Source organism: Pseudomonas sp. S30_BP2TU TE3576 (assembly GCF_050436025.1).
GTDB lineage: Bacteria > Pseudomonadota > Gammaproteobacteria > Pseudomonadales > Pseudomonadaceae > Aquipseudomonas.
The window spans coordinates 2,154,079-2,174,745 of sequence record NZ_JBNDLK010000001.1; the positions used below are offsets into that span (position 1 = coordinate 2,154,079).

Consider the following 20,667-nt stretch of genomic DNA (forward strand, 5'->3'; position numbering starts at 1 on the left):
CGCTAATTCGGCTGTTTAGACAGCTTCAATCCTGCACGACGCAGGTGGCCAGGTGTGCTGCAAGCGCATCCCAGGCAATGCTTTGTTGTTCGCCCTGGCCACGCAGGGGTTTGAAACCTACCACTTGCTGGGCCATTTCGTCGTCACCGAGGATCAGCGCGTACAGCGCACCGCTCTTGTCGGCCTTCTTGAACTGGCTTTTGAAACTGCCGGCGCCGGCATTCACTTGCAGGCGCAGGTTGGGCAACTGATCACGCACACGCTCAGCCAGGGTCAGGCCAGCCAGTTCGGCGGCTTCACCGAAGGCGCAGAGGTAGACGTCGACCTGACGGGAGATCTCTTCCGGGATCTGCTCCAGGGTTTCCAGCAACAGCACCAGGCGTTCGATGCCCATGGCAAAACCAACGCCGGCGGTCGGCTTGCCGCCCATCTGCTCCACCAGACCATCGTACCGGCCACCGGCACACACGGTGCCCTGGGCGCCGAGTTTGTCGGTGACCCACTCGAAAACGGTCTTGCTGTAGTAATCCAGCCCGCGGACCAGCTTCGGGTTGATCACGTAAGGAATGCCGGCGGCGTCCAGGCGAGCCTTGAGGCCCTCGAAGTGCACGCGGGATTCTTCATCGAGGTAGTCGGCCATTTTCGGCGCATCGACCAATACCGCCTGGGTGTCGGCGTTCTTGGTATCAAGAACCCGCAGCGGGTTGGTTTTCAGGCGACGCTGGCTGTCTTCGTCGAGCTTGTCCATATGCGCCGAGAGGTACTCGACCAGCGCTTCACGATAACGGCCACGGGACTCGCTGGTGCCCAGGCTGTTGAGCTCGAGTTTTACCGCATCGCGGATGCCCAGTTCGCCCCACAGGCGCCAGGTCAGCACGATCAGCTCGGCGTCGATGTCCGGACCGTCGAGGTTGAACACTTCGACACCGATCTGGTGGAACTGGCGATAGCGGCCTTTCTGCGGACGCTCGTGGCGGAACATCGGGCCGATGTACCAGAGTTTCTGAACCTGGCCACCACCGGTGATGCCGTGCTCCAGCACTGCACGCACACAGGCCGCCGTGCCTTCAGGACGCAGGGTCAGGGAGTCGCCGTTGCGGTCCTCGAAGGTGTACATCTCTTTTTCGACGATGTCGGTCACTTCACCGATGGAACGCTTGAACAGTTCGGTGAACTCGACGATCGGCATGCGGATCTGCTTGTAACCGTAGTTATCCAGCAGGCGCGAAACGGTGCCTTCGAAATGACGCCACAGGGGCGTCTGTTCGGGCAGGATGTCGTTCATGCCACGAATGGCTTGCAGAGACTTGCTCACTTAAATTCCTTAATTCGTTCGGCTCTTTTTAGCCAGGCTTAGCCGCGCGCAATAACGGCAGCGTCAGCTTCGACCTTTTCGGCCGCTTTCTGGCGGATCAAGCGCTCAAGCTCATCCACCAGATTGTCATTCGTCAGTTTCTGCGACGGCTTGCCGTCGATGTAAATCAGGTTCGGCGTACCGCCGGTCAAGCCGATATGGGCTTCCTTGGCTTCGCCCGGGCCGTTGACCACGCAACCGATGACCGCAACATCCAGCGGCACCAGCAAATCTTCGAGGCGCCCTTCCAGCTCGTTCATGGTCTTGACCACATCGAAGTTCTGCCGCGAGCAGCTCGGGCAGGCGATGAAGTTGATGCCACGGGAACGCAGGTGCAGGGATTTGAGAATGTCGTAGCCGACTTTCACTTCCTCGACCGGGTCGGCCGCCAACGAGATGCGGATAGTATCGCCAATCCCTTCGGCGAGCAGCATACCGAGGCCCACGGCAGATTTCACCGTGCCGGAACGCAAACCACCGGCTTCGGTGATGCCCAGGTGCAGCGGCTGGACGATTTCCTTGGCCAGCAAGCGATAGGCCTCGACGGCCATGAACACATCGGAAGCTTTAACGCTGACCTTGAAGTCCTGGAAGTTCAGGCGTTCAAGGTGCTCGACGTGACGCAAGGCAGACTCGACCAGCGCAGCCGGTGTCGGCTCGCCGTATTTCTTTTGCAGGTCTTTTTCCAGGGAACCGGCGTTCACGCCGATACGGATCGGGATCCCGCGGTCACGGGCGGCATCGACCACCGCGCGCACGCGGTCTTCACGACCGATGTTGCCCGGGTTGATCCGCAGGCAATCGACACCCAGTTCGGCTACGCGCAACGCGATGCGGTAGTCGAAGTGAATGTCGGCAACCAAGGGCACCTTGACCAGTTGCTTGATCTTGCCGAAGGCTTCGGCAGCGTCCATGTCCGGTACGGAGACCCGCACGATATCGACGCCGGCCGCTTCCAGGCGATTGATTTGCGCAACGGTGGCCGCGACATCGTTGGTGTCGCTGTTGGTCATGCTCTGCACAGCGATAGGCGCATCGCCGCCCACAGGCACGTTACCGACCCAGATCTTGCGGGATTCGCGACGTTTGATTGGAGATTCGCCGTGCATGACTTATTGACCCAACTTCAGGCGAGCAGTCTCGCCACTGGTGAACGGAGCGACATCAACCGGCTGGCCGTTGTAGCTGACCTGAGCGCCGCGCGCAAAACCCAGACGCACGGTAAACGGTGGTTTGCCATTGACTGCCAGGCGGTCGCCTTTGCGCTTGAGACCGCTGAACAGCACCTTGCTGCTACCGTCGGTCACTTGTGTCCAGCAATCGGCGGTGAACTGCACCTGAACCTGGCCTTGACCGGCCACAGGCGCGGTTGCCGCTGGAGCTGGAGCACTCGGGGCTACCGGCGCAGTGACCACCGGGGCCGGGGCGGCAGGAGCTGCCGGGGCCGGAGTTGCCGGGGTCACCGGCGCTGCGACAACGGGTGCGGCGGGTGTGGCCGGCGCAGCAGGGGCTGCGGCCGGTGCAGTCGCCTGCGCCTGCTCAGGTGTTTCAGCCGGAGTGTCGGCCTGTGGCAGCGCGAGGGCGGTTCCGCCTTCGGTCTGACCTTCCACGACGGCCTGGTCTTCCGGCTCGTCCAGCGGATGAATCTGTGTGGTACCGTCGGCGCCTTCGACTTCAACGTGTTCCGGAGCCAGCCCGATCAGGTCCTTGGTGCGCATCGAGGTTTGGTCCTGCCACCAGACAAAACCGCCACCGATCACCGCAATCAGCAACAGCAGGCTGACAATTCGCAAAATGGTGTGGGAAACCCGAACCGGCTCTTCGATACGGCCCAGGCTGTGGACGTTGCTGCCCTGGGAGTCGCTGCCGGTGGATTGATCGAACTGCTGGACCAGAACGGCCTGATCCATGCCGAGCAACTTGGCGTAGGCACGAATATAACCGCGGGCAAAGGTATGCCCAGGCAGTTTGTCGAATTGGCCCGCTTCAAGATTGCTCAGGGAATTGACGGTGAGGTTGAGCTTGAGGGCCACTTCGGCCAGCGACCAGCCATTGCTTTCGCGGGCCTGGCGCAGTGTCTCACCGGGGTTAACGCGATTCGCTGCTACAACTTCGGGATGCGCCGCTTTCATCATTGCTCCGACAGGTATTGCTGATATTCCGGCGTACCGGGATAGAGTCGTTTTAGTTGCAGGCCGGCACTTGCGGCCTTGTCGCGATCTTCAAACACTTTTGCCAGTCGAACGCCGAGCAATAGACTACGTGCATTTTGTTCGGCGAGCTGGTTAAAACGGTCGTAGTAATCGCGCGCGGGCACATAATGCCTGTCTTCGTAAGACAACTCAGCCATTTCCAGCAATGCACGTGGTTGTTGGCGATTCAGGCGCAGGGCTTTTTCCAGTTGCTGCCGGGCCAAATCGCGCTGACCGAGCATTGCAGCGGTCATACCCAGGTTCTCGAACACCCGCGAACGCTCAGGATACAGGGTATCGGCAGCGGCTTGTTCAAAGCGCTCATAGGCTTCCTTGTAACGTTGCTGCTCGAACAAAAAACTGCCGTAGTTATTGAGGATTCGTGCATCGCCGGGACGGGAAGACAGTGCCTGGCGAAAATGCTCGTCGGCAAGTGCAGGTTCCATCTCGGCCTGGAACACCAACCCCAGCGCCGCATTGGCATCCGGGTCGGAGCCATCCAGCTCCAACGCTTTTTTCAGCGGAACCTTGGCGCGCTCGGTCATGCCTTGTTGCAAATATCCAATACCGAGTTGCACATACGCCGCACGCGCTTCATCACGGCCCTTGCTGGTCTTCATCGGGTTGTAGTCGCCCGAAAGCACGCAGCCAGCACACAGGCTGGCCAACAGCAAAAGCAGCGCAAAGCGCAGTGACATAGAGATCCTCTCTCGGTTATTCCGCAGCGTTTTGAGCCATATCGTTGTCAGCGTTCAACTCACGCACGGCGATATAACGTTCGCTGCGACGGGTGCGATCCAGCACCTGCCCTACCAATTGACCACACGCGGCGTCGATGTCTTCACCACGGGTGGTGCGGACAGTGACGTTGAAACCGGCATGATGAAGCTGATCCTGGAAACGACGAATCGCGTTATTGCTCGGACGCTCGTAACCGGAATGCGGGAACGGGTTGAACGGGATCAGGTTGATCTTGCACGGGATGTTCTTGAGCAACTCGATCATTTCCACCGCGTGCTCGACCTTGTCATTGATGTCTTTGAGCAAGGTGTACTCGATGGTCAGCACGCGCTTTTCGCCGAGATTCGACATGTAGCGCTGGCACGACTCGAGCAGCATCTTAAGCGGATACTTCTTGTTGATCGGCACCAATTGGTTACGCAATGCGTCATTCGGTGCGTGCAGGGACAACGCCAGGGAGACGTCGATGTGCTTGGAGAGCTCATCGATCATCGGCACCACGCCGGAGGTCGACAGGGTCACACGGCGCTTGGAAATGCCGTAGCCCAGGTCGTCCATCATCAAATGCATGGCCGCGACGACGTTGTCGAAGTTCAGCAGCGGCTCACCCATGCCCATCATCACCACGTTGGTGATGGCACGGTCGACGGTTGCCGGGACGCTGCCAAAGGATTTGTTGGCAATCCACACCTGGCCGATGACTTCGGCAGCGGTGAGGTTGCTGTTGAAGCCTTGCTTGCCGGTGGAGCAGAAACTGCAATCCAGGGCACAGCCTGCCTGGGACGAAACGCACAAGGTGCCGCGCTTGCCCTGGGGAATGTACACGGTCTCGACACAGCTGCCGGACGCCACGCGCACCACCCACTTGCGGGTGCCGTCGCTGGAGATATCCTCGCTGACCACTTCGGGACCACGGACCTCAGCAACAGCCTTGAGCTTTTCGCGCAAGGCCTTGCTGACGTTCGTCATGGCGTCGAAATCATCGACACCAAAGTGGTGAATCCATTTCATTACCTGACCGGCACGGAAACGCTTCTCCCCGATTGAGTCGAAGAATTTTTCCATTTCCAGCTGAGTCAGACCCAGCAGGTTAGTTTTTACAGTCGATGTAGTCATGGATTCACCTTCACTCTTAAGCCGATGCTTAGCGAGTGGTTACTTCAGTAGCTGCGAAGAAGTATGCGATTTCGCGAGCGGCAGCGGCTTCGGAGTCCGAACCGTGTACGGCGTTGGCGTCGATGGAGTCAGCGAAGTCAGCACGGATGGTGCCCGGAGCTGCTTCTTTAGGGTTGGTAGCGCCCATCAGCTCACGGTTCAGAGCGATAGCGTTTTCGCCTTCCAGAACCTGAACGACAACCGGACCGGAGATCATGAAAGCAACCAGGTCGTTGAAGAAACCACGAGCGCTGTGCTCAGCGTAGAAGCCTTCAGCTTCGGCTTTGGACAGTTGCTTCAGTTTCGAAGCTACAACGCGCAGACCAGCTTTTTCGAAACGAGTGGTGATCTCGCCGATCACGTTTTTAGCAACGGCGTCAGGCTTGATGATGGAGAAAGTACGTTGAACAGCCATGGTGTAACTCCAGAAACGGTAATTTACGAAAAATTAAACCCGCGAATTATACGCGGGTTCTTGGGTATTGCCTAACCTGCGGCGTGGCTCAGTCGCGTTCTTCGATCCAGTGGGCCTGAATGGCCTCCAGGATCTTCTCGCCACAATGCTCAGGCATATCATCGAAATCGGGCAATTCCATCACCCAATTACGCAGATCGACGAAGTTGACCGACATAGGGTCCACGTCGGGCTTGCTTTCGGCCAGCTGGATCGCGATCTCCAGCACATCAGTCCACTTGAGTTTCATGACAATTCCTTGAATCAGTGCGCTGCTTCGGCTGCATGGTTGAGCGAGTACTTCGGAATTTCGACGGTCAGGTCTTCAGTCCCGACCTTGGCCTGACAGCCCAGGCGCGACTGGGCTTCCAGACCCCAAGCCTTGTCAAGATAGTCCTCTTCCAGCTCGTCAGCCTCTTCCAGCGAGTCGAAACCCTCGCGAATGATGCAGTGACAAGTGGTGCAAGCGCAGACGCCACCGCAAGCGCTTTCCATCTCGATATGGTGCTCATGGGCCAGTTCAAGGATGGAAATACCCGTCTCAGCCTCAACAACCATGCCTTCGGGGCAAAACTTCTCGTGTGGCAGAAAAATGACCTGCGGCATCGTTATTCCTCAATCTCATTCAGGTTGCGCCCCGCCAGCGCGGCTTTCACCGTCGAGTCCAGGCGGCGGGCAGCAAAGGCATCGGTCACTTGCGACAGACGCTTGGTCTGCTGCTCGATGGCGTAACCATCAGTACCTTTCATCAGTTCGGTCAGTTCCTGCACCTGCATCTCGATGACCATGCGCTCTTCGGCGTCGAGCAGACGATCGCCATCAGCCTCCAGAGCACCCTGCACCGCTTCGATCAGGCGCTGGGCATCGACCTGCTGCTCGCGCAACACGCGGGCGACCTTGTCGTCATTGGCGTGCTGGAACGAGTCCTTGAGCATTTTGGCGATTTCGCCGTCGGTCAGGCCGTAGGACGGCTTGACCTGAATGCTGGCTTCGACGCCAGAACCCAGTTCGCGGGCGGAAACGCTGAGCAGACCGTCGGCATCGACCTGGAAGGTCACACGAATCTTCGCAGCACCAGCAACCATCGCCGGAATGCCGCGCAATTCGAAGCGTGCCAGGGAGCGGCAGTCGCTGATCAACTCGCGCTCGCCCTGCAATACATGGATAGCCATGGCCGACTGGCCATCTTTATAAGTGGTGAAGTCCTGGGCGCGGGCGACGGGGATGGTGGTGTTGCGCGGAATCACCTTCTCCATCAGGCCACCCATGGTTTCCAGCCCAAGGGACAACGGGATCACGTCGAGCAGCAGCAATTCGTCACCGTCGCGCTTGTTGCCGGCCAGCGTATCAGCCTGGATCGCGGCACCGATGGCCACCACTTGATCCGGGTCGATTTCTGTCAGCGGCTGGCGAGCGAAAGCTTCGGCGACGGCTTCACGAACACGAGGCACGCGAGTCGAACCACCGACCATGACCACGGCATGCACGTCTTCCAGTTCAATACCGGAATCGCGAACGGCGCGACGGCAGGCTTTCAGGCTGCGGGCCACCATCGGCTCGATCAGCGCATTGAAAGCTTCACGGGACAGTTCGGCCTTCCAGTCGCCATAGGCAACTTCAACGACCGCAGCATCGGTCAGTGCTTCCTTGGCCGCGCAGGCGGTTTGCAGCAAATTGCGCTGCACACCCGGATCGAGGTCAGCGGACAGACCGGCGCCCTCGATGATCCAGCCAGCGATCGCGTGGTCGAAGTCATCGCCACCCAGGGCGCTGTCGCCGCCGGTAGCCAGGACTTCGAACACACCGCCAGTCAGACGCAAAATCGAAATGTCGAAGGTGCCGCCACCCAGGTCATAAATGGCGACCAGGCCTTCGGCATGCTGATCCAGACCGTAAGCCACCGCCGCCGCCGTTGGCTCATTGAGCAAACGCAGCACGTTCAGACCGGCCAGCTTGGCCGCATCCTTGGTGGCTTGACGCTGAGCATCGTCGAAATAGGCCGGAACGGTGATTACCGCCCCCACCAATTCACCACCCAAGGTCGCTTCGGCGCGTTGACGCAGGACCTTGAGGATATCGGCAGAGACTTCGACCGGGCTTTTCGGCCCCTGGATCGTCTCGATGAACGGCATGTGCGACTCGCCGTCAACAAAACGGTACGGCAGTTGCTCGCCCAATTGCTTGACATCGGACAGACCACGACCCATCAAGCGCTTGACCGACAGCACGGTGTTCAAGGGATCGGTGGCGGCAGCCAGCTTGGCCGACTCGCCGACTTCGACGCGATCGGCGTGGTAGCGCACGGCAGACGGCAGGATAACCCGCCCTTCTGCGTCGGCAAGTGGCTCGGAAAGACCACTGCGCAATGCAGCGACCAGCGAATTGGTAGTGCCCAAGTCGATCCCCACAGCCAGACGACGCTGGTGCGGTTGAGGACTTTGGCCGGGTTCGGCGATCTGCAGTAGGGCCATCGTTATCAGGACTTATCTGTATATCAGGCGTGCGACCGGAGCGGCACTGGGTTAATCGTCGAGGCGCTCTTCTAACTGGCGCACTTCGTAGGTGAGCTTGTCGAGGAACTGCATGCGCCGCATCAGGCGTTCGGCCCGTTCGCGTTGCGCGGCATCGTTCCAGCAAGCTGCGAAGCTTTGGTTCAGCTCATCCTGGGCTGCCTTCAGGCGGCGCTTGAAGACCGCAACGCCGTTGAGGTCGGCACTGTCCTGCAGGTCTTCGAGCTCCTCACGCAACTCCATCTGTTGCAGAAGAAACTCCGGATCATGCACCGTGACTTCCAGCGGCAGCTCGCCACCATTCAAGGCGAGCAGGTAGCGCGCGCGCTTGGGCGGACTCTTGAGCGTCTGGTAGGCCTCGTTGAGGCTCGCCGATTGCTCCAGGGCCAACCGTTGTTCGCGTTCGGAAGCGTCGGCAAAGCGGTCCGGATGAACACCGCGCGCCAGCTCGCGATAGCGCGCAGCCAGCTGATCGAGGTCCAGGTTAAAACTCGGTTGCAGCTCGAATAAAGCGAAATGACAAGGAGTACCCACGACAAGCCTCAGATGTTGAAGCTTTCGCCGCAGCCACATTCACCGCGTACGTTGGGGTTGTTGAACTTGAAGCCTTCGTTCAACCCTTCCTTGACGAAATCGAGCTCGGTGCCGTCCAGGTAGGCCAGGCTTTTCGGGTCGATGATCACTTTTTCGCCGTGACTCTCGAACACCTGGTCCTCTGCAACCACCTCGTCGACAAACTCCAGCACGTAGGCAAGGCCGGAACAGCCTGTGGTGCGAACACCCAGACGAATCCCTTCACCTTTGCCGCGCCCGTCGAGGGAGCGCCGCACGTGTCGAGCAGCCGCTTCTGTCATGCTGATAGCCATCGGTGACTCCTTACTCGTCGCCAAAACTCGAAAATCAGATCAAGCCTTTCTTCTGCTTGTAATCGCGAACAGCCGCCTTGATGGCGTCTTCAGCGAGTACCGAGCAGTGGATTTTCACCGGCGGCAGGGCCAGTTCTTCAGCCAGCTGAGTGTTCTTGATGGTTTCTGCTTCGTCCAGGGTCTTGCCCTTCATCCACTCGGTGGCGAGGGAGCTGGAAGCGATAGCCGAACCGCAGCCGTAGGTTTTGAACTTGGCATCTTCGATGATGCCGGCGTCGTTGACCTTGATCTGCAGGCGCATTACGTCGCCGCACGCCGGAGCGCCGACCATGCCGGTGCCGACATCAGGATCTTCCGCGTCCATCTTGCCGACGTTGCGCGGGTTTTCGTAGTGGTCGATGACCTTTTCGCTGTAAGACATGATTCTCAATCCTCACTCATCAGGGCCGCTCTTGAGGTCCTGCAGTTACGCTGCGTCAGTCGCCGCGTTGCTACAGGACCTGTATCCGGCGGCTTCTATAGTTAGTGTGCCGCCCACTCGATCTTCGAGATATCGACACCGTCTTTGTACATGTCCCACAGCGGCGACAGAGCACGCAGCTTGATAACGGCCTCGCAGACTTTCTGCGCGGCGTAGTCGATTTCTTCTTCGGTGGTGAAACGACCGAAGGTGAAACGGATCGAGCTGTGTGCCAGTTCGTCGTTGCGGCCCAGGGCGCGCAGTACGTACGAAGGCTCAAGCGATGCCGAGGTGCAGGCCGAACCGGACGAAACCGCCAGATCCTTGAGCGCCATGATCAGCGACTCGCCTTCAACGTAGTTGAAGCTCAGGTTCAGGTTGTGCGGAACGCGGGCGGTCATGCTGCCGTTGACGTACAGCTCTTCCAGGTGCTCGACCTGCTTGAAGAAACGGTCGCTCAGGGCCTTGATGCGCACGTTCTCGGCAGCCATGTCTTCCTTGGCTACACGGAAAGCTTCGCCCATACCGACGATCTGGTGGGTCGCCAGGGTACCGGAACGCATGCCGCGCTCGTGACCGCCGCCGTGCATGGTCGCTTCGATACGTACGCGCGGCTTGCGGCTGACGTACAGGGCGCCGATGCCTTTAGGACCGTAGGTCTTGTGGGCAGAGAACGACATCAAGTCGACTTTCAGCTTCGACAGGTCGATATCGACCTTGCCGGTGGACTGAGCAGCGTCGACGTGGAACAGGATGCCCCTGGAGCGGGTCAGTTCGCCGATGGCTGCGATGTCGTTGATGGTGCCGATTTCGTTGTTCACGTGCATGACCGAAACCAGGATGGTGTCATCACGCAGTTCTGCTTCGATCATTTCAGGCGTCACCAGGCCATCGGTGCGAGGCTCGATGTAGGTGACTTCAAAACCTTCACGCTCCAGTTGGCGCATGGTGTCGAGGACAGCCTTGTGCTCAATCTTGGTGGTGATCAGGTGTTTGCCTTTGGTGGCATAGAAATGCGCCGCACCCTTGATTGCCAGGTTGTCGGACTCGGTGGCACCGGAGGTCCAGACGATTTCACGCGGATCGGCGTTGACCAGGTCGGCGACCTGACGGCGAGCGTTTTCAACGGACTCTTCGGCCTTCCAGCCGAACACGTGGGAACGGGACGCCGGGTTACCGAAGTTTCCGTCGACCAGCAGGCATTCACTCATTTTTTGCGCGACACGCGGATCAACCGGGGTGGTCGCAGAGTAATCAAGGTAAATCGGCAATTTCATGGACTATCTCCTAAATCAGGCTGGCTGGCGTGCCGCTAGCTCTTTGGCTGTCATTCGACGGCGGACGCTTCAATCTTGTCCAGGCGTGGCACCTTGCTGTTGCAACGGCGCTGGTCCTGACGCTGGGCTACTTCTTGCACCTCACGGCGAGTCACAAGATCAGCCAAGCTGATACCGCTCAGAAATTCGTGAATCTGCAGGCTCAGGTCGCACCACAAGTGGTGAGTCAGGCAAGTGTCGCCGGAATGGCAATCACCCTGCCCCTGGCATTTGGTGGCATCGACCGATTCGTTCACCGCATCGATCACCTGGGCGACCTGAATGCCCTGCATGTCGCGGGACAACTGGTAGCCGCCGCCCGGACCACGCACACTGGACACCAGGTTGCTGCGGCGCAGCTTGGCGAAAAGCTGTTCGAGGTAGGACAGGGAGATGCCTTGGCGCTCGGAGATATCGGCCAGGGACACGGGCCCGTGCTGCGCGTGTAACGCCAGGTCAAGCATGGCGGTCACGGCGTATCGGCCTTTTGTAGTCAGTCGCATGGACAATTACCACGGAGTTCGGAATGAGGCGAGTATGCAATTCCCGAGTATTTAAGTCAACTATAAGACCTAGTGCTTTAGTCAGGTTTACCCGCAAAAGAGCGGCCGCATCATAACAAAGGCTGGGCGTGTATCACCAGTAAATGCGCGTTATCGTTCTTCGCGAGCAAGCCCGCTCCCACAGGAACGATGAACATCCTGTGGGAGCGGGCTTGCTCGCGAAGGGAGCGACGCGATCTAGCTGGCCTGACTCTGATCCTTGTCCTTGACACAGGCGAAGTCTTCTTCGCGCAGTTCAGGCAGATCTTTCGCACAGTAATTACTGCCCAGATCCTTCAACGCACCGCACATCCCCTCCAGACGCCCATCGACCGCCTGCAGGTGGTCGAGCAACTGGTTAATGGCGCGAGCGACCGGGTCAGGCATGTCTTCAGTCACACCGTAGGCATCAAAACCAATCTTCTCGGCCATGGCCTTGCGCCTGGCGTCCTGCTCTTCGTCGGATTTGACAATAATCCGCCCCGGAATCCCGACCACGGTCGCACCGGGCGGCACCTCCTTGGTCACGACAGCATTGGAACCCACCTTGGCACCGGCACCGACAGTGAACGGCCCGAGCACCTTGGCGCCCGCCCCGACCACTACGCCATCACCCAAGGTCGGGTGCCGCTTGCCCTTGTTCCAGCTGGTGCCGCCCAGGGTCACGCCCTGATAAAGAGTAACGTCGTTGCCAATCTCGGCGGTCTCACCGATGACGATACCCATGCCATGATCAATAAAGAAGCGACGCCCCACTTTGGCGCCCGGATGGATCTCGATCCCGGTCAGCCAGCGACCGAAGTTCGACACCAGCCGCGCCAGCCACTTCAGGTCCGCGCGCCACAGCATCGCCGACAAACGGTGAATCCAGATGGCGTGCATGCCGGGGTAGCAAGTCAGGACTTCAAAAGCGTTACGCGCCGCCGGGTCTCGGTGGAATACGCTCTGGATATCTTCACGCAAACGCTCGAACATCGTTAATCCTTCCGCTTTAGTAGCTCACCACGGGCCGCTTTTTGGGTTTCCGTGAGGATGCCACGCAAAATATTCATTTCCGCCCGGCTGACCGAGCTGCGTCCGTACAACCGGCGCAGGCGCGCCATCAAGTGCCGTGGCTTTTCCGGATCGAGGAATTCGATGGCCACCAGGGTCTGCTCCAGGTGTTCATAGAATCGCTCCAGTTCATCCATGGTCGCCAGCTCAGCGCTTTTGACCGAAGCCACTTCTTCCTTCTCGACCTTGCTCGGCTGGCCTTGGGCCGCCAGCCACGACATGCGCACTTCATAACCCAACACCTGCACCGCCGCCCCAAGGTTCAGGGAACTGAACTCAGGGTCTGATGGGATGTGCACGTGATAATGACATCGCTGCAGCTCTTCGTTGGTCAGGCCGGAATCTTCACGCCCGAACACTAGGGCGATTTCCGCGCCCTGCCCCGCCTCCTCGACCACTTTCGCTCCGCATTCGCGGGGATCGAGCAGTGGCCAGGGAATGCGCCGGTCGCGGGCGCTGGTGCCGAGCACCAGGTTGCAACCGACCAAGGCATCTTCCAAGGTGGCGACGACTTGCGCGTTTTCAAGGATGTCCCCGGCCCCCGAAGCACGGGCGTCGGCTTCGTGGTGCGGGAACTGACGAGGCTCGACCAGCACCAGCCGCGACAGCCCCATGTTCTTCATGGCACGCGCAGCCCCGCCGATATTGCCCGGATGGCTGGTATTGACCAGGACGACACGAATGTTTTGCAGCAAGGGAGGCGCTCTCGAACACGATAATCGGGAGCAGAATCTTACAGCTACACCTACCGTTAAGCTATGAAAGCGAACGTCGTCCTTCTCCTGTAGAAACTTTCTGATAGAATGCCCGGCTTTCTTTAACAACCTTAGGTGACACATCCATGCAGCCCATGCTGAATATCGCGCTGCGCGCCGCCCGCAGCGCCAGTGAATTGATCTTCCGCTCCATCGAGCGCCTGGATACCATCAAGGTCGACGAAAAAGACGCCAAGGATTACGTATCCGAGGTGGATCGCGCCGCCGAACAGAAAATCATCGACGCCCTGCGCAAGGCCTACCCGAATCACTCGATCATGGGTGAAGAGACCGGTATGCACGCCGGCACCGGCATCGAAGGCGAAGAGTACCTGTGGATCATCGATCCGCTGGACGGCACCACCAACTTCCTGCGCGGCATTCCTCACTTCGCTGTCAGCATCGCCTGCAAATACCGCGGTCGCCTGGAACACGCCGTTGTTCTGGACCCGGTTCGCCAGGAAGAATTCACCGCCAGCCGCGGTCGCGGCGCTCAACTGAACGGTCGCCGCCTGCGCGTCAGCGGTCGTACCAGCCTGGACGGCGCCCTGCTGGGTACCGGTTTCCCGTTCCGTGACGACCAGATGGACAACCTCGACAACTACCTGGGCATGTTCCGCGCCCTGGTTGGCCAGACTGCCGGCATCCGCCGCGCAGGTTCCGCGAGCCTGGACCTGGCCTACGTGGCTGCCGGCCGTTTCGACGCGTTCTGGGAGTCGGGCCTGTCCGAGTGGGACATGGCTGCAGGCGCCCTGCTGATCCAGGAAGCCGGCGGCTTGGTGAGCGACTTCACCGGCGGTCACGACTTCCTTGAAAAAGGCCACGTCGTTGCCGGCAACACCAAATGCTTCAAGGCAGTCCTGACGGCCATCCAGCCGCACCTGCCGGCCTCGCTGAAGCGCTAAGCTTCCAGCGACAGAAAAAGCACCCTGCGGGGTGCTTTTTTATGCCTGGAATCCAGCCCCAATAACACCAAAGAACCAATGTGGGAGCGGGCTTGCTCGCGAAGGCGGCGTGCCAGCCAACATCAATAGTGACTGATACACCGCCTTCGCGAGCAAGCCCGCTCCCACAGGGGGATTGGTGGTGATGCAGAAATTGCGGGCACAAAAAAGCACCCCGCAGGGTGCTTCTTTTTCAATCCGGCTTCAGCTGATCACTGAGCCGCCTGATTCTCCGACAAGATCAACTTGCCTTCTTTATCCACAGGAATCTGATTGCCTGGATCGCGATCCATGCGCACTTTGCCTTCCTTGCCGTCCAGCGAATAACGCACGTCGTAACCTACAACCTTGTCACTGATGTCGTTAACCGTGTTACAGCGGGTCTGGGTCGTGGTGTAGGTATCACGCTCTTGCATGCCTTCCTGCACCTTGTTGCCAGCATAACCACCACCGACAGCACCCGCGACCGTGGCGATCTTCTTACCGGTGCCGCCACCGATCTGGTTACCCAGCAAACCACCTGCCAACGCACCGACCACCGTACCGGCAATCTGATGTTGATCTTTCACCGGCGCCTGCCGGGTGACCGTTACATCCTTGCATACTTCACGTGGAGTCTTGATTTGTGTCTTGACCGGCTCAACGGCTAATACCTGAGCAAACTCAGGACCGCTTTTTTTAACCAGGCTGTAGGTGGCCACAGCACCCCCGGCAGTCACACCGACAGCACCCAGTACCGCACCAACCAGCATCGACTTGTTCACATGAACCTCCTGGACCATCACATGCGGAACGTGTCCGCGCTTCTCCCAGCCTTGGAGCACAAAAAAAGGCGCGAGTTCAACTCGCGCCTTTTTTGGACTACACCGCCAGAAGAATTACCTTTCAAGGACGGTCGTCGACTTCCTTCTCGGTATTGGCAGGAGGAATCAGGTCTTCCGTACTCAGATTCAGCCAGATCAGCACCACGTTAGCGATGTAGATCGACGAGTAAGTACCCGCCAGAACACCGATGAACAGGGCGATGGAGAAGCCGAACAGGTTGTCGCCGCCGAAGAACAGCAGGGCCGCGATCGCCAGCAAGGTGGAGATCGAAGTCGCCATGGTCCGCAGCAGGGTTTGCGTGGTCGAGATGTTGATGTTCTCGATCAGGGTGGCCTTGCGCAGTACACGGAAGTTCTCGCGAACCCGGTCGAATACCACGATGGTGTCGTTGAGCGAGTAACCGATGATCGCCAGTACCGCCGCCAGCACCGTCAGGTCGAAGGTGATCTGGAAGAACGACAGGATACCGATGGTCACGATCACGTCGTGGATCAAGGACACGATTGCACCGACCGCAAACTTCCACTGAAAGCGGAAAGCCAGGTAGATCAGGATGCCGCCCAGCGCCATCAGCATGCCGAGGCCGCCCTGGTCGCGCAGCTCTTCACCCACCTGCGGGCCGACGAACTCGACTCGTTTGACCGTCGCCGGGTTCTCGCCGCCGACCTTCTGCAAGGCTTCAGCCACCTGGTGACCCAGTTGCGGGTCTTCGCCAGGCATACGCACCAGCAGGTCGGTGGTTGCACCGAAGTTCTGCACGATGGCTTCGTGATAACCCGCGGTCACCAGTTGCTCACGCACCTTGGTGACATCGGCCGGACGCTCGTAGGTCAGCTCGATGAGCGTACCGCCGGTGAAGTCCAGGCCCCAGTTCATGCCCTTGTGGAAGACACTGAACATTGCCAGCGCAGTAAGGAACAATGTGACGCCGAACGCAAAGTTGCGAACGCCCATGAAGTTGATTGTACGTAACATGGCAGCCCCTTAAATCCACAACTTCTTGAAGTCACGACCGCCGAAGATCAGGTTGACCATCGCGCGGGTCACCATGATGGCCGTGAACATCGAGGTAAAGATCCCGAGGGACATGGTCACTGCGAAGCCCTTGACCGGGCCGGTACCCATGGCAAAGAGGATGCCGCCGACCAGCAGGGTGGTCAGGTTGGCGTCGAGAATCGCGGTGAATGCCCGGCCGAAGCCTTCGTTGATTGCGCGCTGCACGGTCATGCCGGCGGCGATCTCTTCACGGATCCGCGAGAAGATCAGCACGTTGGCGTCGACCGCCATACCCATGGTCAAGACGATACCGGCGATACCCGGCAGGGTCAGCGTTGCACCCAGCAGCGACATCAGGGCCAGCAGCATCACCATGTTCACCGCCAGAGCGACGGTGGCGATCAGGCCGAAGAAGCGGTAAATGGCCATGATGAACAGCGAGACAAACAGCATGCCCCACAGCGATGCATCGATACCCTTGGTGATGTTGTCGGCACCCAGGCTCGGACCAATGGTGCGCTCTTCAGCAAAGTACATCGGTGCAGCCAGACCACCGGCACGCAGCAGCAGCGCCAGCTCGGACGATTCGCCCTGGCCGTTCAGGCCGGTAATGCGGAACTGCGCACCCAGCGGCGACTGGATGGTCGCCAGGCTGATGATCTTCTTCTCTTCCTTGAAAGTCTGAACCGGCACGTCTTTCTCGACGCCGTTGACCATCTGCTTGGTGTAAGTGGTGATCGGACGCTGCTCGATGAAGATCACCGCCATGCTGCGACCGACGTTCGAACGGGTCGCTCGGTTCATCAGCTCGCCGCCGTGACCGTCCAGACGGATGTTCACTTCCGGTGTGCCGTGCTCGCCGAAGCCAGCCTTGGCGTCAGTCACCTGGTCACCGGTGATGATCAGGCCACGCTCGATCAGAGCAGGAGGACGCTTGCCCTCACGAAACTCGAATTCCTCGGAAGTGGCTTTCGAAGCACCCGGCTCAGCAGCCAGACGGAACTCCAGGTTCGCCGTCTTGCCGAGAATACGCTTGGCTTCTGCGGTGTCCTGCACGCCCGGCAGCTCAACCACGATACGGTTGGCGCCCTGACGCTGGACGATCGGTTCGGCAACACCCAGCTCGTTGACGCGGTTACGCACCGTGGTCAAGTTCTGTTTGATGGAGTATTCGCGGATTTCCGCCAGCTTGGCCGGGGTCATCGCCAGACGCAGCACCGGTTGACCATTGAGGTCGGCCGGAACAATGTCGAAATCGTTGAAGTTCTTGCGAACCAGCACTCGGGCCTGTTCGCGGGTTGCTTCATCGAAGAAGCCCAGCTGAATGGCACCATTGAGTTGCGGCAGGCTGCGATAGCGCAGCTTTTCTTTACGCAGCAGGCTCTTTACATCGCCTTCGTAGACTTTCAGGCGTGCGTCGAGGGCTTTGTCCATGTCCACTTCCAGCAGGAAGTGCACACCACCGGACAAGTCCAGACCCAGCTTCATCGGGTGCGCAGCGAGGTTGCGCAGCCATTGCGGGGTGGTTTGTGCCAGGTTCAATGCAACGACGTAGTCATCACCCAACGCCTTGCGTACAACGTCCTTGGCCGGTAGCTGGTCTTCAGCCTTGGTCAGGCGAATCAGGCCGCCCTTGCCGTTGGCAGACAGGGTGGCTGCCTTGACGTTGATCCCGGATTCCTTGAGCGCTGTGCTCACACGATCCAGATCAGCCTGATTGACCAGAAGCGCAGTGCTTGCACCGCTGACCTGAATGGCCGGGTCATCAGGATAAAGATTGGGAGCGGAATAAATCAGACCGACCGCCAGCACCGCCAGGATCAGAATGTATTTCCACAGAGGATATTTGTTCAGCATCACGCCGCCCGTTTATGACGCGTGGCGCCTTGCGCGCCCCGTCGATTGAATATGAAGTTGAAACTTAGATCGCTTTGAGCGTGCCTTTTGGCAGCGTGGCGGCAATGGCGCCTTTCTGGAATTTCATTTCGACAGTGTCGGAAACTTCCAGAACGACGAAATCGTCGGCCACTTTAGTGATTTTGCCGGCGATACCGCCGGTGGTCACAACTTCGTCGCCCTTTTGCAGGCTGCTCAGCAGGTTTTTCTGCTCTTTGGCGCGTTTGGCCTGTGGACGCCAGATCATCAGGTAGAAGATGACCAGGAAGCCGACCAGGAAAATCCACTCGAAACCGCCGCCCATTGGGCTGGCAGCAGCAGGTGCAGCAGCGTCAGCCATGGCATTAGAGATAAAAAAGCTCATTTAGCACTCCAGTTGCAAATGTTGAATCTTGGGGTCAGAAAACTCAGTCCAAAGGCGGAACAGGCAACCCGCGTTTGGCGTAGAAGGCATCGACAAAGGCGGCCAATGTACCCTGTTGAATAGCCTCGCGCAAACCAGCCATAAGCACTTGATAATGGCGCAAGTTATGGATGGTATTGAGCATGCTTCCCAGCATTTCGCCACACTTGTCCAGGTGATGCAGATAAGCGCGGGAGAAGTTCTGGCAGGTATAGCAATCGCAGGTCGGATCGAGCGGCGAATCATCATGGCGATGGAACGCGTTTCGGATCTTCAGCACGCCGGTATCAATGAACAGATGCCCATTGCGGGCATTACGGGTTGGCATCACGCAATCGAACATGTCCACACCGCGGCGCACACCCTCAACCAAGTCTTCCGGTTTGCCAACGCCCATAAGGTAACGAGGTTTGTCAGCCGGCATCTGGCCCGGTAGGTAATCCAGCACCTTGATCATTTCATGCTTGGGCTCGCCCACCGACAGACCGCCGATGGCCAGGCCGTCGAAGCCGATCTTGTCGAGGCCTTCCAGGGAACGCATGCGCAGGTCCTGGTGCATGCCGCCCTGAACGATACCGAACAGCGCCGCCGTGTTGTCGCCGTGAGCGTTTTTCGAGCGCTGGGCCCAACGCAGGGACAACTCCATGGACACGCGAGCGACGTCTTCGTCGGCCGGGTACGGCGTGCATTCGTCGAAAATCATCACGATGTCGGAGCCCAGATCACGCTGGACCTGCATCGACTCTTCCGGACCCATGAACACCTTGGCGCCGTCGACCGGAGAGGCGAAGGTCACGCCCTCCTCCTTGATCTTGCGCATGGCGCCCAGGCTGAACACCTGAAAACCACCGGAGTCAGTCAGAATCGGGCCTTTCCACTGCATGAAATCGTGCAGGTCGCCGTGCTTCTTGATCACTTCCGTGCCCGGGCGCAGCCACAGGTGGAAGGTGTTGCCCAGAATGATTTCAGCGCCAGTCGCCTCGATATCCCGTGGCAGCATGCCCTTGACCGTGCCGTAGGTGCCCACCGGCATGAAGGCCGGGGTCTCGACGGTACCGCGCGGGAAGGTCAAACGACCGCGACGAGCCTTGCCATCGGTGGCAAGCAGCTCAAAAGACATACGACATTGGCGACTCATTCTGTTTCCTCAGGGCCACGTGGCGCGGGGTTACGGGTGATAAACATCGCATCACCGTAGCTGAAAAAGCGGTACTCGTTGTCGACGGCGGCTTTATAGGCGGCCATGGTCTCGGGATAACCGGCGAACGCCGAAACCAGCATCAACAGCGTGGATTCGGGCAAATGGAAGTTGGTGACCAGGGCATCGACCACATGAAACGGCCGGCCCGGGTAGATAAAGATGTCGGTGTCGCCGCTGAACGGCTTGAGTACGCCATCGCGGGCGGCGCTTTCCAGGGAACGCACGCTGGTGGTCCCCACCGCCACCACGCGACCACCGCGAGCGCGACAGGCGGCAACGGCATCCACCACATCCTGGCCGACTTCCAGCCATTCGCTGTGCATGTGGTGGTCCTCGATCTTCTCGACCCGCACCGGCTGGAACGTACCCGCGCCAACGTGCAAGGTCACGAACGCCGTCTCGACGCCCTTGGCGGCAATCGCCTCCATCAGCACCTGATCGAAATGCAGCCCCGCCGTCGGCGCTGCAACCGCGCCCAAACGCTCGGCGTAGACGGTCTGGTAACGCTCGCGGTCGGCGCCTTCATCCGGGCGGTCTATATAAGGAGGCAACGGCATGTGCCCGACGCGGTCGAGCAGCGGCAACACCTCCTCGGCAAACCCCAGCTCGAACAACGCATCGTGCCGCGCCAGCATCTCAGCCTCGCCACCGCCGTCGATCAGGATCTTCGACCCAGGCTTGGGCGACTTGCTCGAACGCACATGGGCCAGCACGCGATGACTGTCGAGCACCCGCTCCACCAGGATTTCCAGCTTGCCGCCGGAAGCCTTCTGGCCAAACAGCCGCGCCGGAATCACCCGGGTATTGTTGAACACCATCAAATCGCCGGGGCGCAAATGCTCCAGCAAATCAGTGAATTGACGGTGTGCCAGGGCGCCGCTGACCCCATCCAGGGTCAACAGACGACTATTGCGACGCTCGGCCAAAGGATGGCGGGCGATCAGCGAATCGGGGAGCTCGAAAGTAAAGTCAGCAACGCGCATGATGGGGTTCGTCTAGCAGGG

At 59.3% G+C, this 20,667-nt stretch carries 23 protein-coding genes; 1 reads left to right on the forward strand and 22 read right to left on the reverse strand.

Going from position 1 to position 20,667, the window contains the following annotated elements; all coding sequences use genetic code 11:
• Positions 1 to 25: 25 nt before the first annotated feature.
• The 16 genes from hisS to trmJ all read right to left on the reverse strand — a co-directional run bounded on the left by hisS (position 26) and on the right by trmJ (position 13,338).
• Complete coding sequence (hisS, locus tag ABIA48_RS09770) at positions 26 to 1,315, reverse strand: histidine--tRNA ligase (protein ID WP_429488269.1); 1,290 nt, start codon at positions 1,313 to 1,315, stop codon at positions 26 to 28.
• A gap of 38 nt (positions 1,316 to 1,353) precedes the next feature.
• Positions 1,354 to 2,463 (reverse strand): flavodoxin-dependent (E)-4-hydroxy-3-methylbut-2-enyl-diphosphate synthase, encoded by a 1,110-nt coding sequence (gene ispG, locus ABIA48_RS09775; protein WP_003185136.1) that lies wholly within the window; start codon positions 2,461 to 2,463, stop codon positions 1,354 to 1,356.
• 3 nt (positions 2,464 to 2,466) lie between these two features.
• On the reverse strand, positions 2,467 to 3,486 hold the full coding sequence (locus tag ABIA48_RS09780) for a RodZ domain-containing protein (RefSeq protein WP_429488272.1): 1,020 nt from the start codon (positions 3,484 to 3,486) through the stop codon (positions 2,467 to 2,469).
• Positions 3,486 to 4,244, reverse strand: a complete 759-nt coding sequence (pilW, locus tag ABIA48_RS09785; protein WP_429488273.1) for a type IV pilus biogenesis/stability protein PilW — start codon at positions 4,242 to 4,244, stop codon at positions 3,486 to 3,488. The genes ABIA48_RS09780 and pilW overlap by 1 nt, the downstream gene beginning before the upstream one ends.
• Positions 4,245 to 4,260: 16 nt before the next feature.
• Positions 4,261 to 5,403 (reverse strand): 23S rRNA (adenine(2503)-C(2))-methyltransferase RlmN, encoded by a 1,143-nt coding sequence (gene rlmN, locus ABIA48_RS09790; protein ID WP_007982757.1) that lies wholly within the window; start codon positions 5,401 to 5,403, stop codon positions 4,261 to 4,263.
• 28 nt (positions 5,404 to 5,431) lie between these two features.
• The gene (ndk, locus tag ABIA48_RS09795) at positions 5,432 to 5,857 is read right to left on the reverse strand and encodes a nucleoside-diphosphate kinase (RefSeq protein WP_108216518.1); all 426 of its coding nucleotides are present in this window, start codon (positions 5,855 to 5,857) and stop codon (positions 5,432 to 5,434) included.
• Positions 5,858 to 5,945: 88 nt separating this feature from the next.
• Entirely contained in the window at positions 5,946 to 6,146 is a 201-nt protein-coding gene (iscX, locus tag ABIA48_RS09800; protein WP_429488275.1) for a Fe-S cluster assembly protein IscX, read from the reverse strand.
• A gap of 14 nt (positions 6,147 to 6,160) precedes the next feature.
• A complete protein-coding gene (gene fdx / locus ABIA48_RS09805; protein WP_223460248.1) occupies positions 6,161 to 6,502 on the reverse strand; it encodes an ISC system 2Fe-2S type ferredoxin in 342 nt (113 codons plus the stop codon).
• 2 nt (positions 6,503 to 6,504) lie between these two features.
• The gene (gene hscA, locus ABIA48_RS09810; protein WP_429488278.1) at positions 6,505 to 8,367 is read right to left on the reverse strand and encodes a Fe-S protein assembly chaperone HscA; all 1,863 of its coding nucleotides are present in this window, start codon (positions 8,365 to 8,367) and stop codon (positions 6,505 to 6,507) included.
• Between the two features lie 51 nt (positions 8,368 to 8,418).
• Entirely contained in the window at positions 8,419 to 8,940 is a 522-nt protein-coding gene (gene hscB / locus ABIA48_RS09815; protein ID WP_429488279.1) for a co-chaperone HscB, read from the reverse strand.
• 8 nt (positions 8,941 to 8,948) lie between these two features.
• Positions 8,949 to 9,272, reverse strand: coding sequence for an iron-sulfur cluster assembly protein IscA (iscA, locus tag ABIA48_RS09820; protein ID WP_003227904.1), 324 nt, complete (start codon positions 9,270 to 9,272; stop codon positions 8,949 to 8,951).
• A gap of 34 nt (positions 9,273 to 9,306) precedes the next feature.
• A complete protein-coding gene (iscU, locus tag ABIA48_RS09825; protein WP_007982746.1) occupies positions 9,307 to 9,693 on the reverse strand; it encodes a Fe-S cluster assembly scaffold IscU in 387 nt (128 codons plus the stop codon).
• A gap of 101 nt (positions 9,694 to 9,794) precedes the next feature.
• Entirely contained in the window at positions 9,795 to 11,009 is a 1,215-nt protein-coding gene (locus tag ABIA48_RS09830; RefSeq protein ID WP_429488281.1) for an IscS subfamily cysteine desulfurase, read from the reverse strand.
• Between the two features lie 50 nt (positions 11,010 to 11,059).
• Positions 11,060 to 11,551 carry a Fe-S cluster assembly transcriptional regulator IscR gene (gene iscR, locus ABIA48_RS09835; RefSeq protein WP_007982741.1) on the reverse strand — a complete coding sequence of 164 codons (492 nt, stop codon included), beginning with the start codon at positions 11,549 to 11,551 and terminating at the stop codon, positions 11,060 to 11,062.
• 237 nt (positions 11,552 to 11,788) lie between these two features.
• On the reverse strand, positions 11,789 to 12,565 hold the full coding sequence (cysE, locus tag ABIA48_RS09840) for a serine O-acetyltransferase (RefSeq protein ID WP_116260466.1): 777 nt from the start codon (positions 12,563 to 12,565) through the stop codon (positions 11,789 to 11,791).
• Between the two features lie 2 nt (positions 12,566 to 12,567).
• Entirely contained in the window at positions 12,568 to 13,338 is a 771-nt protein-coding gene (gene trmJ, locus ABIA48_RS09845; RefSeq protein ID WP_310057126.1) for a tRNA (cytosine(32)/uridine(32)-2'-O)-methyltransferase TrmJ, read from the reverse strand.
• 146 nt (positions 13,339 to 13,484) lie between these two features.
• On the opposite strand from trmJ, the gene suhB reads away from it, so the two are divergent.
• Positions 13,485 to 14,303: a type III secretion system regulator SuhB gene (gene suhB / locus ABIA48_RS09850; protein ID WP_007982736.1), complete on the forward strand. Its 819-nt coding sequence runs from the start codon at positions 13,485 to 13,487 to the stop codon at positions 14,301 to 14,303.
• Positions 14,304 to 14,554: 251 nt separating this feature from the next.
• Here the strand turns inward: suhB and ABIA48_RS09855 are convergent, their stop codons facing one another.
• The 6 genes from ABIA48_RS09855 to queA form a co-directional block, all read right to left on the reverse strand.
• Complete coding sequence (locus ABIA48_RS09855; protein ID WP_116260464.1) at positions 14,555 to 15,106, reverse strand: glycine zipper 2TM domain-containing protein; 552 nt, start codon at positions 15,104 to 15,106, stop codon at positions 14,555 to 14,557.
• 121 nt (positions 15,107 to 15,227) lie between these two features.
• Positions 15,228 to 16,142, reverse strand: a complete 915-nt coding sequence (gene secF / locus ABIA48_RS09860; RefSeq protein WP_007982733.1) for a protein translocase subunit SecF — start codon at positions 16,140 to 16,142, stop codon at positions 15,228 to 15,230.
• A 9-nt stretch (positions 16,143 to 16,151) separates the two neighbouring features.
• Positions 16,152 to 18,020, reverse strand: coding sequence for a protein translocase subunit SecD (gene secD / locus ABIA48_RS09865; RefSeq protein WP_429488285.1), 1,869 nt, complete (start codon positions 18,018 to 18,020; stop codon positions 16,152 to 16,154).
• Between the two features lie 64 nt (positions 18,021 to 18,084).
• The gene (gene yajC / locus ABIA48_RS09870) at positions 18,085 to 18,423 is read right to left on the reverse strand and encodes a preprotein translocase subunit YajC (protein ID WP_016773317.1); all 339 of its coding nucleotides are present in this window, start codon (positions 18,421 to 18,423) and stop codon (positions 18,085 to 18,087) included.
• A 43-nt stretch (positions 18,424 to 18,466) separates the two neighbouring features.
• The gene (tgt, locus tag ABIA48_RS09875) at positions 18,467 to 19,582 is read right to left on the reverse strand and encodes a tRNA guanosine(34) transglycosylase Tgt (protein WP_162130405.1); all 1,116 of its coding nucleotides are present in this window, start codon (positions 19,580 to 19,582) and stop codon (positions 18,467 to 18,469) included.
• Positions 19,583 to 19,596: 14 nt separating this feature from the next.
• Entirely contained in the window at positions 19,597 to 20,646 is a 1,050-nt protein-coding gene (queA, locus tag ABIA48_RS09880) for a tRNA preQ1(34) S-adenosylmethionine ribosyltransferase-isomerase QueA (RefSeq protein WP_102702730.1), read from the reverse strand.
• Positions 20,647 to 20,667: the final 21 nt, after the last annotated feature.

Coding starts and splice junctions, on each gene's coding strand:
- ispG (WP_003185136.1), bottom strand. CDS start 2,463: ATGCACGGCGAATCTCCAATCAAACGTCGCGAATCCCGCAAGATCTGG.
- ABIA48_RS09780 (WP_429488272.1), bottom strand. CDS start 3,486: ATGAAAGCGGCGCATCCCGAAGTTGTAGCAGCGAATCGCGTTAACCCC.
- pilW (WP_429488273.1), bottom strand. CDS start 4,244: ATGTCACTGCGCTTTGCGCTGCTTTTGCTGTTGGCCAGCCTGTGTGCT.
- rlmN (WP_007982757.1), bottom strand. CDS start 5,403: ATGACTACATCGACTGTAAAAACTAACCTGCTGGGTCTGACTCAGCTG.
- ndk (WP_108216518.1), bottom strand. CDS start 5,857: ATGGCTGTTCAACGTACTTTCTCCATCATCAAGCCTGACGCCGTTGCT.
- iscX (WP_429488275.1), bottom strand. CDS start 6,146: ATGAAACTCAAGTGGACTGATGTGCTGGAGATCGCGATCCAGCTGGCC.
- fdx (WP_223460248.1), bottom strand. CDS start 6,502: ATGCCGCAGGTCATTTTTCTGCCACACGAGAAGTTTTGCCCCGAAGGC.
- hscA (WP_429488278.1), bottom strand. CDS start 8,367: ATGGCCCTACTGCAGATCGCCGAACCCGGCCAAAGTCCTCAACCGCAC.
- iscA (WP_003227904.1), bottom strand. CDS start 9,272: ATGGCTATCAGCATGACAGAAGCGGCTGCTCGACACGTGCGGCGCTCC.
- iscU (WP_007982746.1), bottom strand. CDS start 9,693: ATGTCTTACAGCGAAAAGGTCATCGACCACTACGAAAACCCGCGCAAC.
- ABIA48_RS09830 (WP_429488281.1), bottom strand. CDS start 11,009: ATGAAATTGCCGATTTACCTTGATTACTCTGCGACCACCCCGGTTGAT.
- iscR (WP_007982741.1), bottom strand. CDS start 11,551: ATGCGACTGACTACAAAAGGCCGATACGCCGTGACCGCCATGCTTGAC.
- cysE (WP_116260466.1), bottom strand. CDS start 12,565: ATGTTCGAGCGTTTGCGTGAAGATATCCAGAGCGTATTCCACCGAGAC.
- suhB (WP_007982736.1), top strand. CDS start 13,485: ATGCAGCCCATGCTGAATATCGCGCTGCGCGCCGCCCGCAGCGCCAGT.
- secF (WP_007982733.1), bottom strand. CDS start 16,142: ATGTTACGTACAATCAACTTCATGGGCGTTCGCAACTTTGCGTTCGGC.
- secD (WP_429488285.1), bottom strand. CDS start 18,020: ATGCTGAACAAATATCCTCTGTGGAAATACATTCTGATCCTGGCGGTG.
- yajC (WP_016773317.1), bottom strand. CDS start 18,423: ATGAGCTTTTTTATCTCTAATGCCATGGCTGACGCTGCTGCACCTGCT.
- tgt (WP_162130405.1), bottom strand. CDS start 19,582: ATGTCTTTTGAGCTGCTTGCCACCGATGGCAAGGCTCGTCGCGGTCGT.
- queA (WP_102702730.1), bottom strand. CDS start 20,646: ATGCGCGTTGCTGACTTTACTTTCGAGCTCCCCGATTCGCTGATCGCC.